Here is a 19,664-nt window from a genome sequence, read left to right as displayed (position 1 = left end):
TATGGGTATGAAAGAAAAATTACATCAGATTAAGGAAAAATATAAGGGCAAAAAAATGGCTCCAGCATTTAATGCTATCCATACATTTTTGTACATGCCCAATGAAACTACCCATTCTGGTAGTCATGTTCGTGCCGCAGATGATTTAAAACGGACCATGAATACGGTTATCATGGCCTTGGTGCCTTGTCTTTTATTCGGAATATTTAATGCGGGGTATCAGCATTATTCTGCGATAAATGGTTTTCCATCCGAGTTTTCATTAATGGAACATTTTATTACTTGGGATAATTTCTGGTTGGGAGCAATCACTGTATTGCCCATTGTTGTTGTTTCTTATGGTGTGGGCCTAGCTATCGAATTCTTATTTGCGGTAATAAAAGGGCATGAAGTGGAAGAAGGATACTTGGTAACAGGAATGTTGGTTCCACTTATAGTACCAGTAGACACTCCTTTATGGATGTTGGCCGTTGCAGTAGCCTTCGGTGTAGTAATTGGAAAGGAAGTTTTTGGAGGAACAGGGATGAATATTTTGAATCCTGCTTTGACCATTCGTGCTTTCTTGTTTTTTGCTTACCCCACATGGATGAGTGGAGATAAGGTTTGGGTACATGGTGCTAAAGAAGGATTAACTCAGGCAGGTACTGCAGATGCCATCTCTGGTGAAACGGTCCTAGGGTATTTAGCCCAAGGGAACAATGATTTTTCATATTCACTTTCTGACATGTTCTATGGATTCATACCAGGTTCCGTAGGCGAGACTTCAACATTGTTGATTTTACTTGGAGGGCTGTTTTTGGTATTTTCCAAAATTGCTTCTTGGCGAATAATGTTAAGTGCCGTAATAGGATCTCTTGCAATGGGATTGATATTTAACGGTATAGTTGCCGCAGAGTGGATTCCAGAGTATAGTAAATTCTATGGGTTAATGAGTTTTGAGTACTGGCAACATCTGTTGGTAGGAGGACTTGCCTTTGGTATTGTCTTTATGGCAACTGACCCGGTAACAGGTTCACAGACCAATAGAGGTAAATGGATTTACGGGTTCTTGATCGGGTTTATGTCCGTAATGATTCGTGTATTCAACCCAGGATACCCAGAAGGTGTATTCTTGGCAATCTTATTGATGAACGTTTTTGCGCCAACTATTGATCATTATGTGGTTAGGGGGAATATCAAAAGAAGAATGAAAAGATTAAAAACAGCTACCATATACCCAAAAGTATCAGGTGAAGTTGAAGAACTAAAAACGGAAACAGTTTAATTATGGCAATAAGTACAGATAAAAACTCATATACCGTAATTTTTGCAATCATAATGGTTGTGATTGTAGGTTCTGTCCTCGCATTTTTAGCATCGGGCTTAAGTGATAGAATCAAAGAAAATGAACGTTTTGAAAAACAGCAGAACATCCTATATGCAATGGGTGTTAATGAGAATACCGAAGATAGTGGAGTAAATTTCATTCCAACAGATGTTGTGGAGGGAGAGTTTTCCAAATACATCAAGGAACAATATGTTTTGGTCAATGGAGAAGTTCAAAAAGACGACCAGGCATTTTTAATTGATATGAAAAAACAATTGGCTGCCCTTAAAAATGGAGGTGAAGCACGCTTACCTATTTTTATAGGCGAAAAAGATGACAAGAAATCATATATCCTTCCTATGTACGGCAAGGGATTGTGGGATGCCATTTGGGGCTTCATATCTGTTGATGAGGACATGGTAGTCCAAGGTGTTTATTTTGATCATAAGGCAGAAACTCCAGGTCTTGGCGCCAATATAAAAATGCGCTTTTTTATGGATGATTTCATAGGAGAATCTTTGTTGGAAGGTAGAAGTTATGCTGGTGTAAGTGTGGCAAAAGGAAACAATGATCCTTTGAACAATGATAAAGATGATAATGAAGTAGATGCACTTGCTGGAGCTACAATCACTGGAAATGGTGTTTCAGCAATGATAAAAGAAACCTTAAAGGTTTACAAACCTTACTTAGAAACAATTAGAACGAACTAATATGGCGTTGCTTTCAAAAAAAGATGCAAATCTAATTCTAGACCCTTTAGCGGACAACAATCCAATAACCATTCAGGTTTTGGGTATCTGCTCCGCTCTGGCAATTACCGCAGAACTAAAGGCCTCTTTGGTAATGGCCATCTCAGTAATATTCGTGCTGGGGGTAGGTAATGTGGTAATTTCATTAATGCGTAACGTTATACCTTCAAAAATTAGAATTATCGTTCAGCTTATCGTAGTGGCTACATTGGTAATTATAGTAGACCAGGTTCTAAAGGCATTTGCGTATGAGTTGAGCAAAACCCTTTCTGTTTTCGTTGGTTTAATTATTACCAACTGTATTATCATGGGTCGCTTTGAAGCTTTTGCATTAGGCAATGGGCCATGGAAATCTTTTTTAGATGGAATTGGTAATGCCCTTGGTTACGGAGTTATTCTAATCATTGTTGGATTTTTCCGTGAACTATTGGGTTCAGGGACCTTATTTGGAATTCCGGTTTTAGGAGATCCAATAGGAAAGACCGGGCTATATGCAACAGGATATGAGAACAATGGATTCATGATTATACCACCAGCTGCATTGATAGTTGTTGGAATAATCATTTGGGTACAACGTTCAAGAAACAAAGCATTAATAGAAGAAGCATAAATAAGATAATATGTTAGAGCATTTAGAACTGTTTTTTAAGTCCATCTTCATAGATAATATGGTATTTGCCGTCTTTTTGGGAATGTGTTCCTATTTGGCGGTGTCAAAGAAAGTTGCCACAGCAGTTGGGCTTGGAGCAGCGGTGATATTCGTATTGGCTGTAACCGTGCCTTTAAACTGGTTGCTGGATCAATATCTTTTAAGAGATGGTGCATTAGTTTGGCTAGGTCCAGAGTATGCGGATTATAACTTAAGTTTTTTATCATTTATTCTGTTTATTGCCACTATTGCAACAATGGTGCAATTGGTAGAGATTGTGGTAGAGAAGTTTTCTCCTTCCCTATATAACTCTTTGGGTATTTTCTTGCCCTTAATAGCTGTAAACTGTGCCATTCTGGGAGGTTCATTGTTTATGCAAGCAAGAGAAATCCCAAGTTTAGGATTGGCATTCAATTATGGTGTAAGTTCAGGTATTGGATGGTTCTTGGCTATTTTGGCCATTGCGGCAATCAGAGAAAAAATTAGATATTCCAATGTTCCACCACCACTTCGTGGATTGGGGATTACATTTATCATCACTGGTTTGATGGGCATTGGGTTTCAAAGTTTTGGGGGAATGTTAACAGGCGATAATGAACCTCCAGAATCTGTAGAAACCACCACGGCAGAAAAAATTGAAGAAAAAGAAATTAAAAAGGAGATTGAGGACGAAGAAAAAGCAGTCTCTTATAACGAAATCATAAACAAATAAAGATGATTTTAGCTACCAGTACAGGAGGTACTATTCTAATTACAGTTGTTGCTTTTCTTATTTTGTTATTATCGTTGGTGGCACTCTTGCTGTTCACCAAAGAAAAACTATCGCCTTCTGGTCCAGTAACATTGACCATTAACGGTGAGAAACAAATAGAAGTTGCCTCCGGAGGTACATTACTGTCCACCTTGGGGAATGAAAAGGTCTTTTTACCATCGGCTTGTGGAGGTGGTGGAACCTGCATTCAGTGCGAATGTCATGTACTTTCAGGTGGGGGAGAGGCACTACCAACGGAAACACCTCATTTTTCAAAAAAAGAATTGAATCATGGAGCTCGTTTGGCTTGTCAGGTCAAAGTGAAACAAGACATGGAAATTACCATTCCGGAGGAAGTCTTCGGAATTAAGAAATGGCCAGCTAAAGTAGTGCGTAACTACAATGTTGCTTCGTTCATCAAAGAATTTGTTGTTGAAATTCCTGATGATATGAATTATAAAGCAGGCGGGTATATACAGATTGAGATTCCCCCTTGTGAAGTAAAGTATTCAGATATAGATATTACAGCGCATCCTGAAGAGCATGAAACTCCGGATAAATTTAAGAATGAGTGGGATAAATTTAATTTATGGCCACTTGTCATGAAGAATCCAGAAACTGTAGAACGTGCCTATTCTATGGCATCCTACCCTGCAGAAGGTCGAGAAATCATGTTGAATGTGCGTATTGCAACTCCACCATGGGATCGTTCTAAAAATGGATGGATGGATGTGAATCCTGGTGTGGCTTCCTCATATATTTTTGGATTAAAAGAGGGTGACCCTGTTACCATTTCAGGACCGTTTGGTGAATTCTTCATTAACGAATCTGAAGCTGAAATGTTATATGTAGGTGGTGGTGCAGGTATGGCCCCAATGCGTTCACACTTGTATCATTTGTTCAGAACCTTAAAAACCAATAGAAAAGTAACCTATTGGTATGGAGGTCGTTCAAAAAGAGAGTTGTTCTACATTGATCACTTTAAACAATTGGAAAAAGACTTTCCAAACTTTAAATTCTATATGGCGCTTTCGGAACCTATGGAAGAGGATAATTGGAAAGTAAAAGAAGATATTGATGCCGAAGGAGACGGTTTTGTTGGATTTATCCATAACTGTGTTATTGATAATTACCTAAATCATCATGATTCTCCGGAAGATATTGAACTGTATTTCTGTGGACCTCCATTAATGAACAAAGCTGTTCAGAAAATGGGAGAGGATTTTGGTATTCCAGATGAGAATATCAGATTCGACGACTTTGGTGGATAACTATTGTGAAATATGTGTCACCTTAAAGACAATCTAGAAGTGTTTAACAATCCAAACCGATGCAAAATGCATCGGTTTTTTTAATTAAGATGAGAAGAGCGTTAACAGAACAAGAACTTCATAACCTAGCAATGAATATTGTTGGAAAACAATTGGAGGAGGAGGGTTTTGAATTCATGGGAATCAACAGCAAGCCAAAGAAAAACCCACAATATGTATGTCTAAAGGATAAAATTCTTCATTTTATTGTGGTACGGAATGTTGATTACCCTAGGAACACAAGAGAGTTTGATGTGGCTTTAATGCAGAAGGTAAAAAATCAAGCTGATAAATTTGAAGCTAAAACTTATTACGCTGGAGTGGGACTGTCCAACGCATCCAATCAAGAGCTTCCAGTATACTTAAATGAAGACTATATTGTGGATTATCAAGGATTAATTGAAATCTGATGACTAAACGAATACTTTTAATGTTTGTACTTGCATTGCTTCTTGGGTGCAGTTCTAATTCATTGATAAAAAATCAAATTGCGGGTAATGCATTGGGCACTACCTATTCAATTATCTATATTTCAGACACAGAAACCTCTTATCAACAGGAGATAGATTCTGTTTTTCAGGTGGTTAATCAATCACTTTCAACTTATATTCCCACTTCAGATATTTCAAAAATCAATAATGGGGATTCAACAATAATTGTGGACCACATGTTCCAAGATGTTTTTAAGACTTCAAGCGAGGTATATAAGGCATCCAACGGATATTTTGACCCAACTGTAGGTGTCTTGGCCAATGCTTGGGGCTTTGGCCCGGGAGAACAGCTGGAATTAGACAGTCTTAAAGTCGACAGTTTATTGAGTTATGTGGGTTGGGACAAGGTAAAATTGAAACACAATGGAACAATTGCCAAAACCCATTCAGAGATACGTTTTGATTTTAATGCCGTTGCTAAAGGATATGCCATTGATCGTCTAGGAGCCATGTTAGATGCCAAGGGTGTTGATGATTACTTGGTTGAATTAGGTGGTGAGGTCATAACAAAAGGACAAAATGCAATCTCTGGTAAACGATGGAGTGTGGGGATAGATGACCCTCAAGTTGAGGTTGGACGACAATTGAAACAGATTATAGAGCTTGAAAATGGAGCAATGGCCTCTTCCGGTAATTATAGGAAGTTTAGAGTTGATCCAGAAACTGGTATTAAATACGTGCATACCATAAACCCCAAAACAGGATATACCAAAAATTCCAATATTCTGGCCGCTAGTGTGGTGACCAATTCTTGTGCTGAAGCAGATGCCTATGCTACCGCTTTTATGGCTATGGATTTAGAGGAGTCAAAGCATTTGCTAGAAAACCAAGATAAATTGGAAGCATATATTATTTATTTAAATGAAAGGGGAGAAACACAAGAGTTTATGACCCCTGGGTTTAAAACACTTGTAAAACAATGATTATTTTGATACCAATGGAATGATCTCTCCCTTTGCCAACCTGTAGTTTTCAACTTCTTCTGACGATAGTTTTTGGGTGTAATCTACTTCTTCAACCTTAAAACCGACCTTTCTTAGTTTATCAAAGTAATCTCTTCCATAGATACGAACGTGGTCATATTGGCCAAAGATTTTTGCTCTTTCCTTTCTATCCGTTATAGAATCGTCTTCAAAGGTTTCCGCTCTTTTTAAATCTTGCGGAATTTGAAAAATGCCCCAACCTCCCGGTTTTAAAATACGAAACAGCTCCTGCATGGCGGTAGTGTCATCAGGGATATGCTCCAGAACGTGATTACATAGAATAACATCAAATGAATTGTCTTTGAATGGAAGGTTACAGATATCTGCTTTCACTTCAGCTAATGGAGAATTTAAATCTGTAGTGGTGTAATCAATATTATCTAGTTTTTTAAATCTTTTATGGAAAGCTTGTTCCGGTGCAAAATGAAGCACCCTGTTCTTTTTGACAAAGAAATTGGTTTCATTTTTTAAATACAACCAAAGCAATCTATGGCGCTCTAAAGATAGGGTAGAGGGGGAGAGTACATTTTCTCTGGGGTTTTCATACCCATAGGGCAGAAATGCTTTAAAACTTTTGCCGTCAATAGGGTCAGTATATTTATTCCCTTTTAGCGAAAATGCCACTAAGGGTCTTACCCAATAACTTAGTTTTATAAGTACTGGTCTTGGGATAAGATTCAAGAAAAATTTAAAGAGCCTTTTCATTTTGTTTTATGCTGGCAAAGTAGAGTGCTGAAATCTAAAGTTGTAGTTTTTTACTTCTAAATTCTTCTTCTTCATTACTTTCAATACCAAGGGCATCATAAATATATTGGAAAGTGGAAAGTAGTTCTGGTTTGCCATCTATAAGAGCTACGTCGTGTTCAAAATGAGCACTGGGTTTTCCATCAGCCGTTAAAATAGTCCATCCATCCTTAAGTTGCTTTATTCTTCTGGTACCCATATTTACCATGGGCTCAATGGCCACAACCATCCCATCTACAAATTTCTTTCCACGGCCTCTTTTGCCGTAGTTGGGCATTTGGGGATCCTCATGAAGCTCTGTACCCAATCCATGACCTACCAATTCTCTGACAATGCCATACCCATGGTTTTCGCAATAATTTTGAATGGCAAAACCAACATCACCAACCCTGTTGCCCAATTTAAATTCTCGAATTCCCACATAAAGGGATTCTTTAGTGACCTTAAGTAATTTCTTGGTGTCTTCTGCTACTTCTCCAACCTCAAAAGTATATGCATGATCCCCATAGAATCCATTTTTTAATGCTCCGCAATCTACAGATATTACATCTCCATCTTTAAGAAGTTCGTTATTGGGAATACCATGTACAACTTGTTCATTTGGACTCCAATTCAACGTATTAGGAAAATCATACATTCCCAAAAACCCAGGCTCTGCACCTTGTTCACGAATAAAATCCTCGGCTAATTTGTCTAACTGTAATGGATTTGCTCCTGGTTTAATCTCGGAAGCCAACATACCTAAAGTTCTGGAAACTACCAATGCGCTTTCTCGCATTAGTTCAATCTCCTCTGCAGTCTTAATCTTTATCATGAGGGCAAAGATAAGCCGAAATCAATTAATTATGGCGTGTTAAAAATCTAGATAATTTTCTCTATATCAACGATTCCTGAGTCATTAGCGCGGGCTTTTCAACTCCAATTAATTTTAAAATGGTAGGGGCAATATCACCTAATACCCCATCCTTAATCTCTTCGATATCATCATCAACAAGAATAAGGGGAACCGGATTTGTGGTATGAGCGGTGTTTGGACTTCCGTCCGGATTTACCATAGTGTCGCAATTTCCATGATCGGCAATAACTATTGTTGAATAACCATTTTCCAAACCGGCTGTAATGACATCTTTAGCACATTCATCTACAGTTTCACAAGCTTTGATCGCAGCTTCCATAATTCCTGTGTGTCCCACCATATCTGGGTTGGCAAAATTAAGGCAAACAAAGCTTGCCTCTCCTTTTTTTAGTTCTGGTATAATGGCATCCCTAATTTCATAGGCACTCATTTCTGGTTTCAAATCGTAGGTTGCCACTTTGGGCGAAGGACATAGAATTCTTTTTTCACCATCAAAAGGTTCCTCTCTTCCTCCGTTAAAAAAGAAAGTTACATGGGGATACTTCTCTGTTTCGGCTATACGTATTTGCTTTTTTCCGTGTCTGGCAAGAACTTCTCCCAGGGTATCTTTTAGGTTCTCTTTGTCATATACAACTTTCACACCTTTGAATGAATCATCATAATTGGTCATGGTTACATAGTACAGATCTAGCTTATGCATGTTCTGTTCATGAAAATCTTGCTGGCTCAATACTTGTGTAAGTTCTCTTCCTCTATCTGTTCTAAAATTGAAGAAAATTATAACATCTCCATTCTCAATTTTGGCTATGGGATTGGATGTTGCATCGGTTAAGACCAATGGCTTTATGAACTCATCTGTAATACCTTCATTATAACTTTTTTGAATGGCCTCAGAAATATCGCTAGCCTTTTCTCCTTTATTATTTACCATCACATCAAAGGCCAATTTAACCCGCTCCCATCTTTTATCACGGTCCATGGCGTAATACCTTCCGATCACCGTTGCGAGCTTGGTATTTTTATCTGAACAGAAGTCGGTGACATCTTGTAAAAAAGCTTTTCCACTTTTTGGGTCTACATCCCTACCATCTGTAAATGCATGAACAAAGGAATTTTGCACTCCACTTTCATTACATGCTTTTATTAAAGCTTTTAGATGGTCTACATGACTGTGAACACCACCATCGCTAACCAAACCTAAAAAATGTACGGGCTTATTGTTGGTCTTGGCATAATCAAAAGCTTCATTTAAAACTGCTTCTTGCTTAAGGGTGTCTTCTTTTACTGCTTTATTTATTTTGGCTAAATCTTGATAAACTATCCTTCCTGCCCCTAAGTTCATGTGCCCCACTTCACTATTTCCCATCTGACCTTCTGGAAGACCGACGTTCATTCCGTCCGTAAGTAGATTTGAGTTTGGGTATTTGGTATATAGAGAATCTACAAATGGGGTATTTGCTTGAGCAATGGCAGAAACTTTTGGGTCTGGAGATTTACCCCAGCCGTCCAATATCATTAGGATTGTCTTCTTGTTCATGGTGTTGTATTGAGCCCCAAAAATATAATGATTTAGCTGGATGCCCTAGTCTTTTTAAGCTTTTCTACTTGCGAATCTGTTAATAATTTATGTTAAAAAAAATCATGTTGTTAAAGTTTAGTTATTTAAGTGTTAATGCTGTAACATTTGAAGATAAGCGGAGTCTATTTTTATATAAGTTAAATTTATAATCAAAAATTATTCATCATGAAAAAAACAATCCTAACAGTAACGGCGGCGTGTATGCTGGCGGTTACGGGCGTATGCGCCAATGAAACAACATCAACTTTTGAAGCTGATTTACACCCAGCAACAATTTCTGTTGAAATCAATTCGTTTTGCAAAGCAATTGTAAAGGGAGACGTTGAAACAGTAAAAAAGCTTATTGAACTAGGGGAAGATGTAAATCAAAAATCACTTGGAATGGCTCCAATCCATTTTGCGGCTCGCTACAATCAAACGGAAATTTTGGAGCTACTTATCGCTAACGGAGCAAACGTTAAAAAGCGATGCGATAAAGGTTATACTGCAAAAAAATATGCTGAGCTATCAAATGCGGTGGAAGCAATGGAAATACTTAAATTGGCTATGAAGAAATAATTAAGGAGTTTATTCATCCAGCAAAAAGCCCATCCAAAGGATGGGCTTTTTTTATTCATTTACTTTTATAGTGTTCATGTAAAAGAGTAAACGATTCTCGTTTTTTAAAATTCGAACCCAGTAAAGGCTCGATATAAAAATGCATATAATGCCATAAACAGTAGTATGGCACAAAATATAGCATATCCTTTTAGTAAAAGGACAACAAAACTTGGCCTGCAGTCATCAAACGCTTCCGTATAAAGACTTTTGAAATGTAATAGTGTTCCCATGTGTTCTTCTCGTTAGATAGCACAAAGGAGGTTATAGAAAGGTATTTAGGATTTGGGGTTAACCAAAGGTAGTCAAAACTAAGGAATAAGAAGTTTTAATCGATGAACATGCCGATTCTATCGACCTGAATATTTTTTAATGGCTTCCTTAATTTTTTCAATCCTGTTTTCTGGATCAGGATGGGTACTTTGAAATTCGGGAACTCTATTTGGACCAGCGGCAGATTTTAGAATCTCCATAACCTTAATCATTTCATAGGGGTCGTAACCAGCCTGAATCATAAAAAGCACTCCCAACTCATCACTCTCCAGTTCGTCGCCCCTTCCGTTTTTCAACAATGTATTTTGGCCAATACCACTCACCAAACCACCCATATCACCTCCAACGGATGCTCCTGTTGCCAAAGTCTGCCAAAAACTGCTTTCAGCAATTCGTTCTGCAGAGTGTCTGCCTATAACATGGCCAATCTCATGGCCAAGTACACCGGCCAATTGAGCTTCGGTAAGTTGTGAGAATAGGGCATAAGTAATAAAACACTGTCCACCTGGTAACGCAAATGCATTTATGGTTCTATCATCGGCCAGCAAATGAAATTCATACCTATATGGCGTTTCTCTTGCTATACTATTTTGAATAAGCTTATTGCCCACAGCATCCACCAAGGCTTGCATTCTTTCATCTGGATATAGCCCTCCATGCTGTTGCGCCATCTCTGGTGCACTTTGCAAACCAATGGCAATCTCTTGGTCTGCTGTCATATTTATATTTTGAACCCGTCCTGTATATGGGTTTTCTTCCTTATTGCTACAACGTTGGATAAACGCAAAAGCTACAATAGCGATTCCTATTAGAATACGAATTTTCCAACTTCCTCTTCTCATGGTTATAGTGTTCTTAGGAATTCAAGATACAAAAAAGGCTTATAACAGGTTTCGGTTGATATCCAAAATATTATTTTGAATATAAGTTTTTAGAAATCCGGTTGTAAAATGTTCACAGCCAACAAAATCTTCATTTTGAAGTAACTTGAGAATATTCTTTTTTCTGAAGGCGGTCAACATGGGGATTGATATAGGGGCGTAGCTATAATGCCATGGCTCATATTTGAAACCTCTTCTTTTAGGCTCATCTGTATAGACCAGATAAAAACCAAAACTTTCTGAGTTTTCATCTAACCAAGCCTTAAAATTCATGAACGGACCTCCATCTTCAAACTTTTCAGGAACCAGGACGTCCCCAGAGACTTTGGGATTCCCATCAATAATGTCAATATCTGTTCCCCAATGATGCCTGCTGGTGCCAGGGATTGTTGAATATTCTATTATTTTATCAATGGCCTCCAAGGGTTGCATTCCATCATCCTCTGTATAACGCAAGTACTTTCGTTCCCAAATACCTTCCTGCCTGTAAAAATCTCTAAAACTGGATACCATTTTAATATCAAAACCATCTGTAAATGCAGCTTTTTTCATTTTTATAAAAGCTTTATAGGCTTCTTCCCTTAAATTAATGCCCTCTCCAAAAAGTTCTATTTCAGCTTTGCCCATAAGTTCAAGAATAGAATAATCTGGGTCAGAATTAAGAGTTAAAACTGGTGGAAAAGTGCAGGCAAGGCCAGAAACTGCTGTTTTTTTGATAAAAGTCCTCCTTTTCATAGAATGGATTTGGTTTACGGGACAAGTTAAGAAGTATTTTTTAGTCTCCCCAAATCAAGGTGCTGACTATTTTTAATCCGAAATGTACATGTACCCTTGAAATTTTTCTCGAGTATCGTTCACGGTAAGCGTATAAAAGTAAATTCCTGCTGACAGCCCAGAACCTCTGCTAATTACAGAATTTCGATTGGATTTACCATTGAATTCGTTGGAATAATTCAATTTTGAATAGACCATAACACCGTAACGATTGTAAATGTTAAGAAGGTTGTTTGGGGCATTTTCAATGCCATCGATTAACAGAAAATCATTTACACCGTCATTGTTGGGAGTCAAAAAATAATTGTCCAATTCCAAAACCGTAAAAGGTTCCAATAAATTGTCAGTCCCTCCTAAGGTTATAATTTCATAGTCGTCCGGAACAAAAGTGTCAGAAGTAATAGTACCTCCTTGCAGATTCCCGACAACTAAAGAATTACCCAATCTTTCCCATCTGTTTTCCAATTTGTTCCAACCAACCACTAGAAGATTTTCAACGTCTTCAGCTAATAAGTTAGCATTGCTGTCAACGTCCCAAGTTAAGGTAACTATTGAGGGTAAATTGCTTTCTAAGGACCAGAATTCCAATTCACTTATTTGAAGGTCGTCAAAATCTTTACTTTCTGTATTGAATTGTGGGGCTAAAGAAATAGGATTGTTAGGGTCTTCATTAAAATAGGCGCATCTGGCAAAACTATTAATGGCGTCAGATGTTAAAGTGAGATATCTAACTCGATTATCATCCCCAACAGGAAAAGTAATCAATTCTTTGTTTGTTGCTCCGGCATATCCATTAATATGAGTAAGGTTTCCAGAACCCGTGTAGAATGAAGTATCTATGAAATTGAGGTAATTGGTATTTTCATTTTTTGAAGTAATAATATCGCCCACAACAAAGTTTAGGTTGTTAGTGACCCCCATCCAAGTTTCAAGAATTAGCCCATTTTCTGTAACAATTTCCAGGTCATCAAAAATAGGGTTTGAAGTCCCAGAAACTCTTAATTGGTTGGGACTGTAAAAACCTACTAGTCCCCGGTTTTCATCAAAAACACCATCATCAATCAAATCAATATGAAAACCAACGGAGGCTGTTGCATGAAACTGAAGATTTCCAAAATTATGCACGGCATCCTGCCCCCATGAGAATAAAGTCAGCGTTAAACTTAACCCTATGAAATATAGCTTTATATTTTTTTTTGGTCTACACATTTACTTATTGATAAGTTTGAAATAACACAATGATTCCATTGACAAAACTATCTGCGTTCATTTTATGAAATTGGTCTTTATATGTTTATTCTAGTCTCTTATTATTTGTTGCCACTCCACACCATCGCTCTGAAAAGTATAGCATCTTCCATTTCGTATTTGAGTGCTTGTACCTCCATTATCGGCCCTATAGGTTGAACTGGACCTGGTAGCACCCGAATAATTCTTAACAATGTAAATTCTCCCTTGACAACTATTCGCATTTGGCAAGGTTATATTCGGGGAACCACCTGTCATGATAATAGTATGATGATCTTCTGTAAGGGTGATACTGCTTGTAATTCTTACAATTGCAGTGGACATGGATCCGTTGACCTCGAAGGTGGAATTGGCCATTTGCCCTGTATTTACACCTACTCTGGGTTTTGCATTTTGGGCGTTTGCACTTCCTTGAATCCTAAAAAGCTCTTTAAGTTGCTGGTCCCTATAATCAAAGCGCTTAAAAAGAAAAGGTTCCGCACCATCATCAGCGATAATAAATTCCAATTCCCCAGCATTGGAAACTCCATTAGATCCGATTTCAAAAAAATCAGTGCCTGCTGCACTCCCTTTAAGTCTAAAGTTTCCATCGCTATTGGTAAAGAACATAGGTTTATAAAAGGATGCAGCGTCTGCTTGAAATTGTAATGCTGAAATTCCATTAGCGCCTTTAAGATAAGTCAGGTATTGATTCCCATCCGTATAATCATTATAATTTTGGACTAACCCCAGTGTTTGTCGTCTACCAACCTCTATGGTACTAACATTGTTAGACCTTATATCCATACTGACATCATTGGTTGTACCTAAGAATGATCCATTGTTGCCAACATTTCCTGTTAAAAGCCAGTTGGAATTTGAAGTAGTTACCCAATTAGTTCCATTGAAAACCAACAGCTCGCGAGTATCTGAATTGAATAACATTTGTCCTTGTTGCATGCCAGTTATGGAATTTATTTGAGAAGTGCTTCCTGTAGTGAGGCTAAACAATAAACCAGCCTCAATTTGAGCATAAGAAGCGCTGACCATTAAAACAAAAACTAAAATTGCGAATGCTTTTCTCATATTTATCTATAGATCTAAAATGGTAAACATAAATTCAGAATTAAACCTAAATCGATTTCCCCCACCATTGTCATTATCACCTACAATGACTTCAAAACTTGATGATGTTTGATTATTATATGATATTCCAGGGTCATCATTTCCTGAACCACCTCTTCCTGGTTGAGTTAATTGTATTATATAGTTTGCATCCGATACTAATCCAGATGGTAGATTAACCCGATAACGGCCATTTCCACCTAATTTGGTAACTGTAATACCAGAAGTTGCCTTCAAGATTAATCCGTTTGAAGCTATTTTTCCAAATGCTTTTATGGGACTTTCATAATATGCACCACCATTGGCTCCTACTGTTATACTATTATCAGTTTCTGCCCCTACAACATTGGCGGTTTGGTCTACTGAATTTTCATTGGTATAAGTGATTGCCCCGGTTCCATTGTTTTGTGATAAGCTGGTTACAGTTTCATCAACTGATCCCCCTCCATCACTTAGTGTAATTGTAGTACCTACTTTGCTTAATGTTTGCGGTGGTCCTACAGGTCCCTCTGGTCCTATTGGTCCCGGTGCTCCATCGGCTCCGTCATTCCCTGGTATCCCCTGTATTCCTTGTGGTCCCGGTGCTCCATCGGCTCCATCGTTTCCTGGTATTCCTTGAGGTCCCGGTGCTCCGTCAGCTCCGTCGTTTCCTGGTATCCCCTGTATTCCTTGTGGACCCGGTGCCCCATCGGCTCCGTCGTTCCCTGGTATTCCCTGTGGACCCGGTGCCCCATCGGCTCCGTCGTTTCCTGGTATTCCTTGAGGTCCCGGTGCTCCGTCAGCTCCGTCGTTCCCTGGTATTCCCTGTGGTCCCGGTGCCCCATCAGCTCCATCGGCTCCGTCGTTTCCTGGTATTCCCTGTGGACCTATTGGCCCTGCCGGACCCGGTGCTCCATCAGCTCCATCGTTCCCTGGTATTCCCTGTGGTCCCGGTGCTCCGTCAGCTCCATCGTTTCCTGGTATTCCTTGTGGACCTGGTGCTCCGTCAGCTCCATCGTTCCCTGGTATCCCCTGTATTCCCTGTGGTCCCGGTGCTCCATCGTTCCCTGGTATTCCCTGTATTCCTTGTGGGCCCGGTGCTCCGTCAGCTCCGTCGTTCCCTGGTATTCCCTGTGGACCCGGTGCCCCATCAGCTCCGTCGTTTCCTGGTATCCCCTGTATTCCCTGTGGACCCGGTGCTCCATCAGCTCCGTCGTTTCCTGGTATTCCTTGAGGTCCCGGTGCCCCATCGGCTCCATCGTTCCCTGGTATTCCCTGTGGTCCCGGTGCTCCATCAGCTCCGTCGTTTCCTGGTATTCCTTGAGGTCCCGGTGCTCCGTCAGCTCCGTCGTTTCCTGGTATCCCCTGTATTCCCTGTGGTCCCGGTGCTCCATCGGCTCCATCGTTCCCTGGTATTCCCTGTGGTCCCGGTGCTCCATCAGCTCCGTCGTTTCCTGGTATTCCCTGTGGACCTATTGGCCCTGCCGGACCCGGTGCTCCGTCGGCTCCATCGTTTCCTGGTATTCCTTGTGGACCCGGTGCTCCGTCAGCTCCATCGTTTCCTGGTATTCCTTGTGGACCCGGTGCCCCATCGGCTCCATCGTTTCCTGGTATTCCTTGAGGTCCCGGTGCCCCATCGGCTCCATCGTTCCCTGGTATTCCCTGTGGTCCCGGTGCTCCGTCAGCTCCATCGTTCCCTGGTATTCCCTGTGGTCCCGGTGCTCCATCGGCTCCATCGTTCCCTGGTATTCCTTGTGGTCCCGGTGCTCCATCAGCTCCGTCGTTTCCTTGTATTCCTTGAGGTCCCGGTGCTCCGTCAGCTCCGTCGTTCCCTGGTATTCCCTGTGGACCCGGTGCCCCATCGGCTCCGTCGTTCCCTGGTATCCCCTGTATTCCTTGTGGACCTATTGGCCCTGCCNCCCCTGTATTCCTTGTGGTCCCGGTGCTCCATCGGCTCCATCGTTTCCTGGTATTCCTTGAGGTCCCGGTGCTCCGTCAGCTCCGTCGTTTCCTGGTATCCCCTGTATTCCTTGTGGACCCGGTGCCCCATCGGCTCCGTCGTTCCCTGGTATCCCCTGTATTCCCTGTGGTCCCGGTGCTCCATCGGCTCCATCGTTCCCTGGTATTCCCTGTGGTCCCGGTGCTCCATCAGCTCCGTCGTTTCCTGGTATCCCCTGTATTCCCTGTGGTCCCGGTGCTCCATCGGCTCCATCGTTCCCTGGTATTCCCTGTGGTCCCGGTGCTCCGTCAGCTCCATCGTTTCCTGGTATTCCTTGTGGGCCCGGCGCCCCGTCGGCTCCATCGTTCCCTGGTATTCCTTGTGGACCTGGTGCTCCGTCAGCTCCATCGTTCCCTGGTATTCCCTGTGGACCCGGTGCTCCGTCAGCTCCGTCGTTTCCTGGTATTCCCTGTGGTCCCGGTGCTCCATCGGCTCCGTCATTCCCTGGTATCCCCTGTATTCCTTGTGGTCCCGGTGCCCCATCGGCTCCATCGTTCCCTGGTATTCCTTGAGGTCCCGGTGCTCCGTCAGCTCCGTCGTTCCCTGGTATTCCCTGTATTCCTTGTGGGCCCGGCGCTCCGTCAGCTCCATCGTTTCCTGGTATTCCTTGTGGACCTGGTGCTCCGTCAGCTCCATCGTTCCCTGGTATTCCCTGTGGTCCCGGTGCTCCATCAGCTCCGTCGTTTCCTGGTATCCCCTGTATTCCTTGTGGGCCTATTGGCCCTGCCGGACCCGGTGCTCCATCAGCTCCATCGTTTCCTGGTATCCCCTGTATTCCTTGTGGACCCGGTGCCCCATCAGCTCCGTCGTTCCCTGGTATCCCCTGTATTCCCTGTGGGCCAGGTGCTCCGTCAGCTCCGTCGTTCCCTGGTACCCCCTGTATTCCTTGTGGGCCCGGTGCCCCATCAGCTCCGTCGTTCCCTGGTATCCCCTGTATTCCTTGTGGACCCGGTGCTCCGTCAGCTCCGTCGTTCCCTGGTATCCCCTGTATTCCTTGTGGACCCGGTGCCCCATCAGCTCCGTCGTTCCCTGGTATCCCCTGTATTCCTTGTGGACCCGGTGCTCCGTCAGCTCCGTCGTTCCCTGGTATCCCCTGTATTCCTTGTGGGCCCGGTGCTCCGTCAGCTCCATCGTTTCCTGGTATCCCCTGTGGACCCGGTGCTCCATCGGCTCCATCGTTCCCTGGTATTCCCTGTGGGCCAGGTGCTCCGTCAGCTCCGTCATTCCCTGGTATTCCTTGAGGTCCAGTTAAATCTGGTGATGTGAAAATTACTAGACCGTCATCAAGAATAGAGAAAGTTCCATCATTGTTATCAACAAATGTGAGATTTGATGTATTAGAGGAGTTACAAAGATTAACCCATTGCACACCATTGTAATAGTGCACACATGATGTTTCGATATTGTATACCAAAGCACCATTTAATGGGTCAATACTTTGCATTTGTGCTGATGTCAATCTTGTTAAGACCAGTGCCTTATTGGAACTCTCCAATTCCAATATTGACGAAGTGTCAATTACATTTGGATTGGAACCAACTTTAACTTGAGAAAAGACAAAAACGGAAAAAAATAGGGCAAAAAAGGGTAAAATTCTCCTCAATTTCATCGCAAATTGTTTGATAGCTGGCTAAAAATAAGGGCATCAGCAGAGAAGAACCACTAAATGTTGTGTAGCTGTTTAAGAATGTTGTAAAATCAGAAATAGTGCCTCAAAACACTAATATTTAATGATTTAACGATATTTTAATGAAGGATTATTCCTACGATTATCTATCAAGAAAAAGAAACCCTTGGTATTCCAATTGTAAATCGTCCAAAGTTGCCAAATAATAGTAAACGCCTTCAGGAAGCCCAATATTCTGACTTAACAAAAGGCTTCCGGTATTTGAAATTCCAATGAATTCATCTACATAATTTATCTTTTCAAAAACTTTTTGACCAAAACGATTAAATATGTGTAAACTGTTGTTTGGAGATTCAGACATACCTTCAATTACTAAAAAATCATTGGTGCCATCTCCATTTGGGCTTAAAAAATAGTTCCCTAGTGTTGGGTTATTTACCACAAAAGTATCCGTTGGTAATGGAATGGTCCCAAAAGTAATGGCTTCGTAATCACTTGGAACAAAAGGTTGTGAAGTAACAAATCCTTGAGAAATATCACCACTTAAAGCAGAATTACCTATGACAATCCATTGGTTTGATTGTTTGCTCCATCCTACTACAATAATTGCATCTGCCGAGGTATTTGGAATTAGGCCCAAGGCACTTCTTTCGTTCCAACTAATGGTCACTGTGGCTATTTCATCACTCTGTATAATCCAAAATTCCCTATTGGTCACTGTACCAATATCCCTGACTTTTTCTTCAACATTATAACTTTCTGAAAAAGAGGTGGGATTGGATGGGTTTTCAAAGAAATAGGCACATACAGCCAAAGACGTTTCATTTTGAGAATCCAAAATTAAAGGTCTTAACTGCTCATTATCTCCTACAGGGAAAGAGAACAAACTCTTGTTGGTAATTGCTGCGAAGCCAAATACTTTGGATGTATCATTTTCGCCACTGAAAAACCCATTACTTAAAAAGTTAAGATATGTTGTTTGATCATTAAGTGGGGAAAGTACATCGCCATCTACAAAATTTACATTGTTAAGTACGTTAATTGAATTTTGTAAAAAGACACCGCCCGAAGCCATAAACTCTGCATCATTAAAGGTAGGAGGAATGCTTCCTTGAACTGCTAAAGGAGTGGTTCCATAAAAACCAACCAATCCTTCATCTTGATCAAAATCCACCTCATTTATAAAATTGGCATGAAAGCCCAAGCTACCATTGGCATGTATACGGATATTACCTGTATTGTATAGCGCATTTTGCGCTTGAACAGATCCAACAAATAGGAAAAATGATATGTATAGAAGATTTTTCATATTATGGAGCTATTACCGTATAATGCCAGTTAGCATTTGTTGCAGTTGGAACTCCAGCAATAAATTCGTAAACCTGCACTGAAAAAGTAGTAGCAGCTTGAGCTGTAAGTTGAATCATAATAGGATTTCCAGGTGTGTTTTCTTCCACTGTTAGTTGGATGATTGAAGTGGCAGCAATTAAAGGGTCATTGATTGTATATGCCCCAGCCGTTCCACTAGCTGCAGCTTCTTGTCCTTTTAAAAGAATTTGTTGAGTTAAAACCCAATCGGTTCCGTTCCATTGCATAAGTTGTCCATTAGTTGTCCCATCGACAAGCTTGGCTAGTGTAACGTTGGCATCCAATATTTTTGTCGTTGTCACGGCGTCGTCCTCAATGGTTAGGACACCCGCGTTGGTCATGGTGGCGTCCCCGCTTATTGTCACTTCCTGAGCCGTGTTGGCCGCATCCCCTATG

Annotated in this window: 22 protein-coding genes; 8 read left to right on the top strand and 14 right to left on the bottom strand. The window is 40.9% G+C overall.

The genetic code is table 11. The features are described from left to right. The first annotated feature begins 1 nt into the window (after window position 1). From DKG77_RS13285 to DKG77_RS13255, 7 genes are all read left to right on the top strand, one after another. Entirely contained in the window at window positions 2–1,264 is a 1,263-nt protein-coding gene (locus DKG77_RS13285; RefSeq protein ID WP_109663854.1) for an NADH:ubiquinone reductase (Na(+)-transporting) subunit B, read from the top strand. 2 nt (window positions 1,265–1,266) lie between these two features. Then, window positions 1,267–2,016 (top strand): Na(+)-translocating NADH-quinone reductase subunit C, encoded by a 750-nt coding sequence (locus DKG77_RS13280; RefSeq protein WP_109663851.1) that lies wholly within the window; start codon window positions 1,267–1,269, stop codon window positions 2,014–2,016. A 1-nt stretch (window position 2,017) separates the two neighbouring features. After that, entirely contained in the window at window positions 2,018–2,665 is a 648-nt protein-coding gene (locus tag DKG77_RS13275; RefSeq protein ID WP_109663849.1) for an NADH:ubiquinone reductase (Na(+)-transporting) subunit D, read from the top strand. Between the two features lie 10 nt (window positions 2,666–2,675). After that, window positions 2,676–3,416 carry an NADH:ubiquinone reductase (Na(+)-transporting) subunit E gene (nqrE, locus tag DKG77_RS13270; protein WP_109663847.1) on the top strand — a complete coding sequence of 247 codons (741 nt, stop codon included), beginning with the start codon at window positions 2,676–2,678 and terminating at the stop codon, window positions 3,414–3,416. Between the two features lie 2 nt (window positions 3,417–3,418). Beyond that, window positions 3,419–4,726 (top strand): NADH:ubiquinone reductase (Na(+)-transporting) subunit F, encoded by a 1,308-nt coding sequence (nqrF, locus tag DKG77_RS13265; protein WP_109663844.1) that lies wholly within the window; start codon window positions 3,419–3,421, stop codon window positions 4,724–4,726. An 89-nt stretch (window positions 4,727–4,815) separates the two neighbouring features. Beyond that, entirely contained in the window at window positions 4,816–5,175 is a 360-nt protein-coding gene (locus DKG77_RS13260) for a Na(+)-translocating NADH-quinone reductase subunit F (protein WP_109664388.1), read from the top strand. After that, the gene (locus DKG77_RS13255) at window positions 5,175–6,179 is read left to right on the top strand and encodes an FAD:protein FMN transferase (protein WP_109663842.1); all 1,005 of its coding nucleotides are present in this window, start codon (window positions 5,175–5,177) and stop codon (window positions 6,177–6,179) included. Before DKG77_RS13260 ends, DKG77_RS13255 begins: the two co-directional genes overlap by 1 nt. Here the strand turns inward: DKG77_RS13255 and DKG77_RS13250 are convergent, their stop codons facing one another. From DKG77_RS13250 to gpmI, 3 genes are all read right to left on the bottom strand, one after another. After that, complete coding sequence (locus tag DKG77_RS13250) at window positions 6,180–6,944, bottom strand: class I SAM-dependent methyltransferase (RefSeq protein WP_109663839.1); 765 nt, start codon at window positions 6,942–6,944, stop codon at window positions 6,180–6,182. Between the two features lie 34 nt (window positions 6,945–6,978). Continuing rightward, on the bottom strand, window positions 6,979–7,797 hold the full coding sequence (gene map / locus DKG77_RS13245; RefSeq protein ID WP_109663836.1) for a type I methionyl aminopeptidase: 819 nt from the start codon (window positions 7,795–7,797) through the stop codon (window positions 6,979–6,981). A gap of 61 nt (window positions 7,798–7,858) precedes the next feature. Further along, on the bottom strand, window positions 7,859–9,376 hold the full coding sequence (gene gpmI / locus DKG77_RS13240) for a 2,3-bisphosphoglycerate-independent phosphoglycerate mutase (protein ID WP_109663833.1): 1,518 nt from the start codon (window positions 9,374–9,376) through the stop codon (window positions 7,859–7,861). 207 nt (window positions 9,377–9,583) lie between these two features. On the opposite strand from gpmI, the gene DKG77_RS13235 reads away from it, so the two are divergent. Next, window positions 9,584–9,976 carry an ankyrin repeat domain-containing protein gene (locus DKG77_RS13235; RefSeq protein ID WP_109663830.1) on the top strand — a complete coding sequence of 131 codons (393 nt, stop codon included), beginning with the start codon at window positions 9,584–9,586 and terminating at the stop codon, window positions 9,974–9,976. Window positions 9,977–10,080: 104 nt separating this feature from the next. Here the strand turns inward: DKG77_RS13235 and DKG77_RS17265 are convergent, their stop codons facing one another. From DKG77_RS17265 to DKG77_RS17020, 11 genes are all read right to left on the bottom strand, one after another. Beyond that, complete coding sequence (locus tag DKG77_RS17265; RefSeq protein WP_313789960.1) at window positions 10,081–10,248, bottom strand: DUF6747 family protein; 168 nt, start codon at window positions 10,246–10,248, stop codon at window positions 10,081–10,083. A gap of 117 nt (window positions 10,249–10,365) precedes the next feature. Continuing rightward, window positions 10,366–11,130: a M48 family metalloprotease gene (locus DKG77_RS13230; RefSeq protein WP_109663827.1), complete on the bottom strand. Its 765-nt coding sequence runs from the start codon at window positions 11,128–11,130 to the stop codon at window positions 10,366–10,368. 39 nt (window positions 11,131–11,169) lie between these two features. After that, window positions 11,170–11,904 (bottom strand): M15 family metallopeptidase, encoded by a 735-nt coding sequence (locus tag DKG77_RS13225; protein ID WP_109663823.1) that lies wholly within the window; start codon window positions 11,902–11,904, stop codon window positions 11,170–11,172. A gap of 72 nt (window positions 11,905–11,976) precedes the next feature. Beyond that, window positions 11,977–13,152: a gliding motility-associated C-terminal domain-containing protein gene (locus DKG77_RS13220; RefSeq protein ID WP_109663820.1), complete on the bottom strand. Its 1,176-nt coding sequence runs from the start codon at window positions 13,150–13,152 to the stop codon at window positions 11,977–11,979. 90 nt (window positions 13,153–13,242) lie between these two features. Continuing rightward, a complete protein-coding gene (locus tag DKG77_RS13215) occupies window positions 13,243–14,256 on the bottom strand; it encodes a hypothetical protein (protein ID WP_109663817.1) in 1,014 nt (337 codons plus the stop codon). 6 nt (window positions 14,257–14,262) lie between these two features. Beyond that, window positions 14,263–14,532 carry a hypothetical protein gene (locus tag DKG77_RS17170; protein WP_116704463.1) on the bottom strand — a complete coding sequence of 90 codons (270 nt, stop codon included), beginning with the start codon at window positions 14,530–14,532 and terminating at the stop codon, window positions 14,263–14,265. A gap of 278 nt (window positions 14,533–14,810) precedes the next feature. Continuing rightward, entirely contained in the window at window positions 14,811–15,128 is a 318-nt protein-coding gene (locus DKG77_RS17165; RefSeq protein WP_116704462.1) for a hypothetical protein, read from the bottom strand. Between the two features lie 33 nt (window positions 15,129–15,161). After that, window positions 15,162–15,713 (bottom strand): hypothetical protein, encoded by a 552-nt coding sequence (locus DKG77_RS17160; protein WP_116704461.1) that lies wholly within the window; start codon window positions 15,711–15,713, stop codon window positions 15,162–15,164. 33 nt (window positions 15,714–15,746) lie between these two features. Then, window positions 15,747–16,136, bottom strand: a complete 390-nt coding sequence (locus DKG77_RS17155; protein WP_116704460.1) for a hypothetical protein — start codon at window positions 16,134–16,136, stop codon at window positions 15,747–15,749. A 1,906-nt stretch (window positions 16,137–18,042) separates the two neighbouring features. Then, window positions 18,043–19,209, bottom strand: a complete 1,167-nt coding sequence (locus DKG77_RS13205; RefSeq protein WP_109663814.1) for a gliding motility-associated C-terminal domain-containing protein — start codon at window positions 19,207–19,209, stop codon at window positions 18,043–18,045. A gap of 1 nt (window position 19,210) precedes the next feature. After that, the coding region (locus DKG77_RS17020; protein ID WP_207785464.1) for a hypothetical protein at window positions 19,211–19,664 on the bottom strand (454 nt) is incomplete at its 5' end.

The organism is Flagellimonas aquimarina, assembly GCF_003149745.1.
In the GTDB taxonomy this organism is placed as follows: domain Bacteria; phylum Bacteroidota; class Bacteroidia; order Flavobacteriales; family Flavobacteriaceae; genus Flagellimonas; species Flagellimonas aquimarina.
Note: the sequence above shows the minus strand (reverse complement) of the source record. Positions and strands in the feature narration are given on the sequence as shown.

Excerpts from the sequence above, each read along its gene's own strand:
- DKG77_RS13285 (WP_109663854.1), top strand. The coding sequence starts at position 2 with ATGGGTATGAAAGAAAAATTACATCAGATTAAGGAAAAATATAAGGGC.
- DKG77_RS13280 (WP_109663851.1), top strand. The coding sequence starts at position 1,267 with ATGGCAATAAGTACAGATAAAAACTCATATACCGTAATTTTTGCAATC.
- DKG77_RS13275 (WP_109663849.1), top strand. The coding sequence starts at position 2,018 with ATGGCGTTGCTTTCAAAAAAAGATGCAAATCTAATTCTAGACCCTTTA.
- nqrE (WP_109663847.1), top strand. The coding sequence starts at position 2,676 with ATGTTAGAGCATTTAGAACTGTTTTTTAAGTCCATCTTCATAGATAAT.
- nqrF (WP_109663844.1), top strand. The coding sequence starts at position 3,419 with ATGATTTTAGCTACCAGTACAGGAGGTACTATTCTAATTACAGTTGTT.
- DKG77_RS13260 (WP_109664388.1), top strand. The coding sequence starts at position 4,816 with ATGAGAAGAGCGTTAACAGAACAAGAACTTCATAACCTAGCAATGAAT.
- DKG77_RS13255 (WP_109663842.1), top strand. The coding sequence starts at position 5,175 with ATGACTAAACGAATACTTTTAATGTTTGTACTTGCATTGCTTCTTGGG.
- DKG77_RS13250 (WP_109663839.1), bottom strand. The coding sequence starts at position 6,944 with ATGAAAAGGCTCTTTAAATTTTTCTTGAATCTTATCCCAAGACCAGTA.
- map (WP_109663836.1), bottom strand. The coding sequence starts at position 7,797 with ATGATAAAGATTAAGACTGCAGAGGAGATTGAACTAATGCGAGAAAGC.
- gpmI (WP_109663833.1), bottom strand. The coding sequence starts at position 9,376 with ATGAACAAGAAGACAATCCTAATGATATTGGACGGCTGGGGTAAATCT.
- DKG77_RS13235 (WP_109663830.1), top strand. The coding sequence starts at position 9,584 with ATGAAAAAAACAATCCTAACAGTAACGGCGGCGTGTATGCTGGCGGTT.
- DKG77_RS17265 (WP_313789960.1), bottom strand. The coding sequence starts at position 10,248 with ATGGGAACACTATTACATTTCAAAAGTCTTTATACGGAAGCGTTTGAT.
- DKG77_RS13230 (WP_109663827.1), bottom strand. The coding sequence starts at position 11,130 with ATGAGAAGAGGAAGTTGGAAAATTCGTATTCTAATAGGAATCGCTATT.
- DKG77_RS13225 (WP_109663823.1), bottom strand. The coding sequence starts at position 11,904 with ATGAAAAGGAGGACTTTTATCAAAAAAACAGCAGTTTCTGGCCTTGCC.
- DKG77_RS13220 (WP_109663820.1), bottom strand. The coding sequence starts at position 13,152 with ATGTGTAGACCAAAAAAAAATATAAAGCTATATTTCATAGGGTTAAGT.
- DKG77_RS13215 (WP_109663817.1), bottom strand. The coding sequence starts at position 14,256 with ATGAGAAAAGCATTCGCAATTTTAGTTTTTGTTTTAATGGTCAGCGCT.
- DKG77_RS17165 (WP_116704462.1), bottom strand. The coding sequence starts at position 15,128 with ATGGAGCTGATGGGGCACCGGGACCACAGGGAATACCAGGGAACGACG.
- DKG77_RS17160 (WP_116704461.1), bottom strand. The coding sequence starts at position 15,713 with ATGGAGCACCGGGACCACAGGGAATACCAGGGAACGATGGAGCCGATG.
- DKG77_RS17155 (WP_116704460.1), bottom strand. The coding sequence starts at position 16,136 with ATGGGGCACCGGGTCCACAGGGAATACCAGGGAACGACGGAGCTGACG.
- DKG77_RS13205 (WP_109663814.1), bottom strand. The coding sequence starts at position 19,209 with ATGAAAAATCTTCTATACATATCATTTTTCCTATTTGTTGGATCTGTT.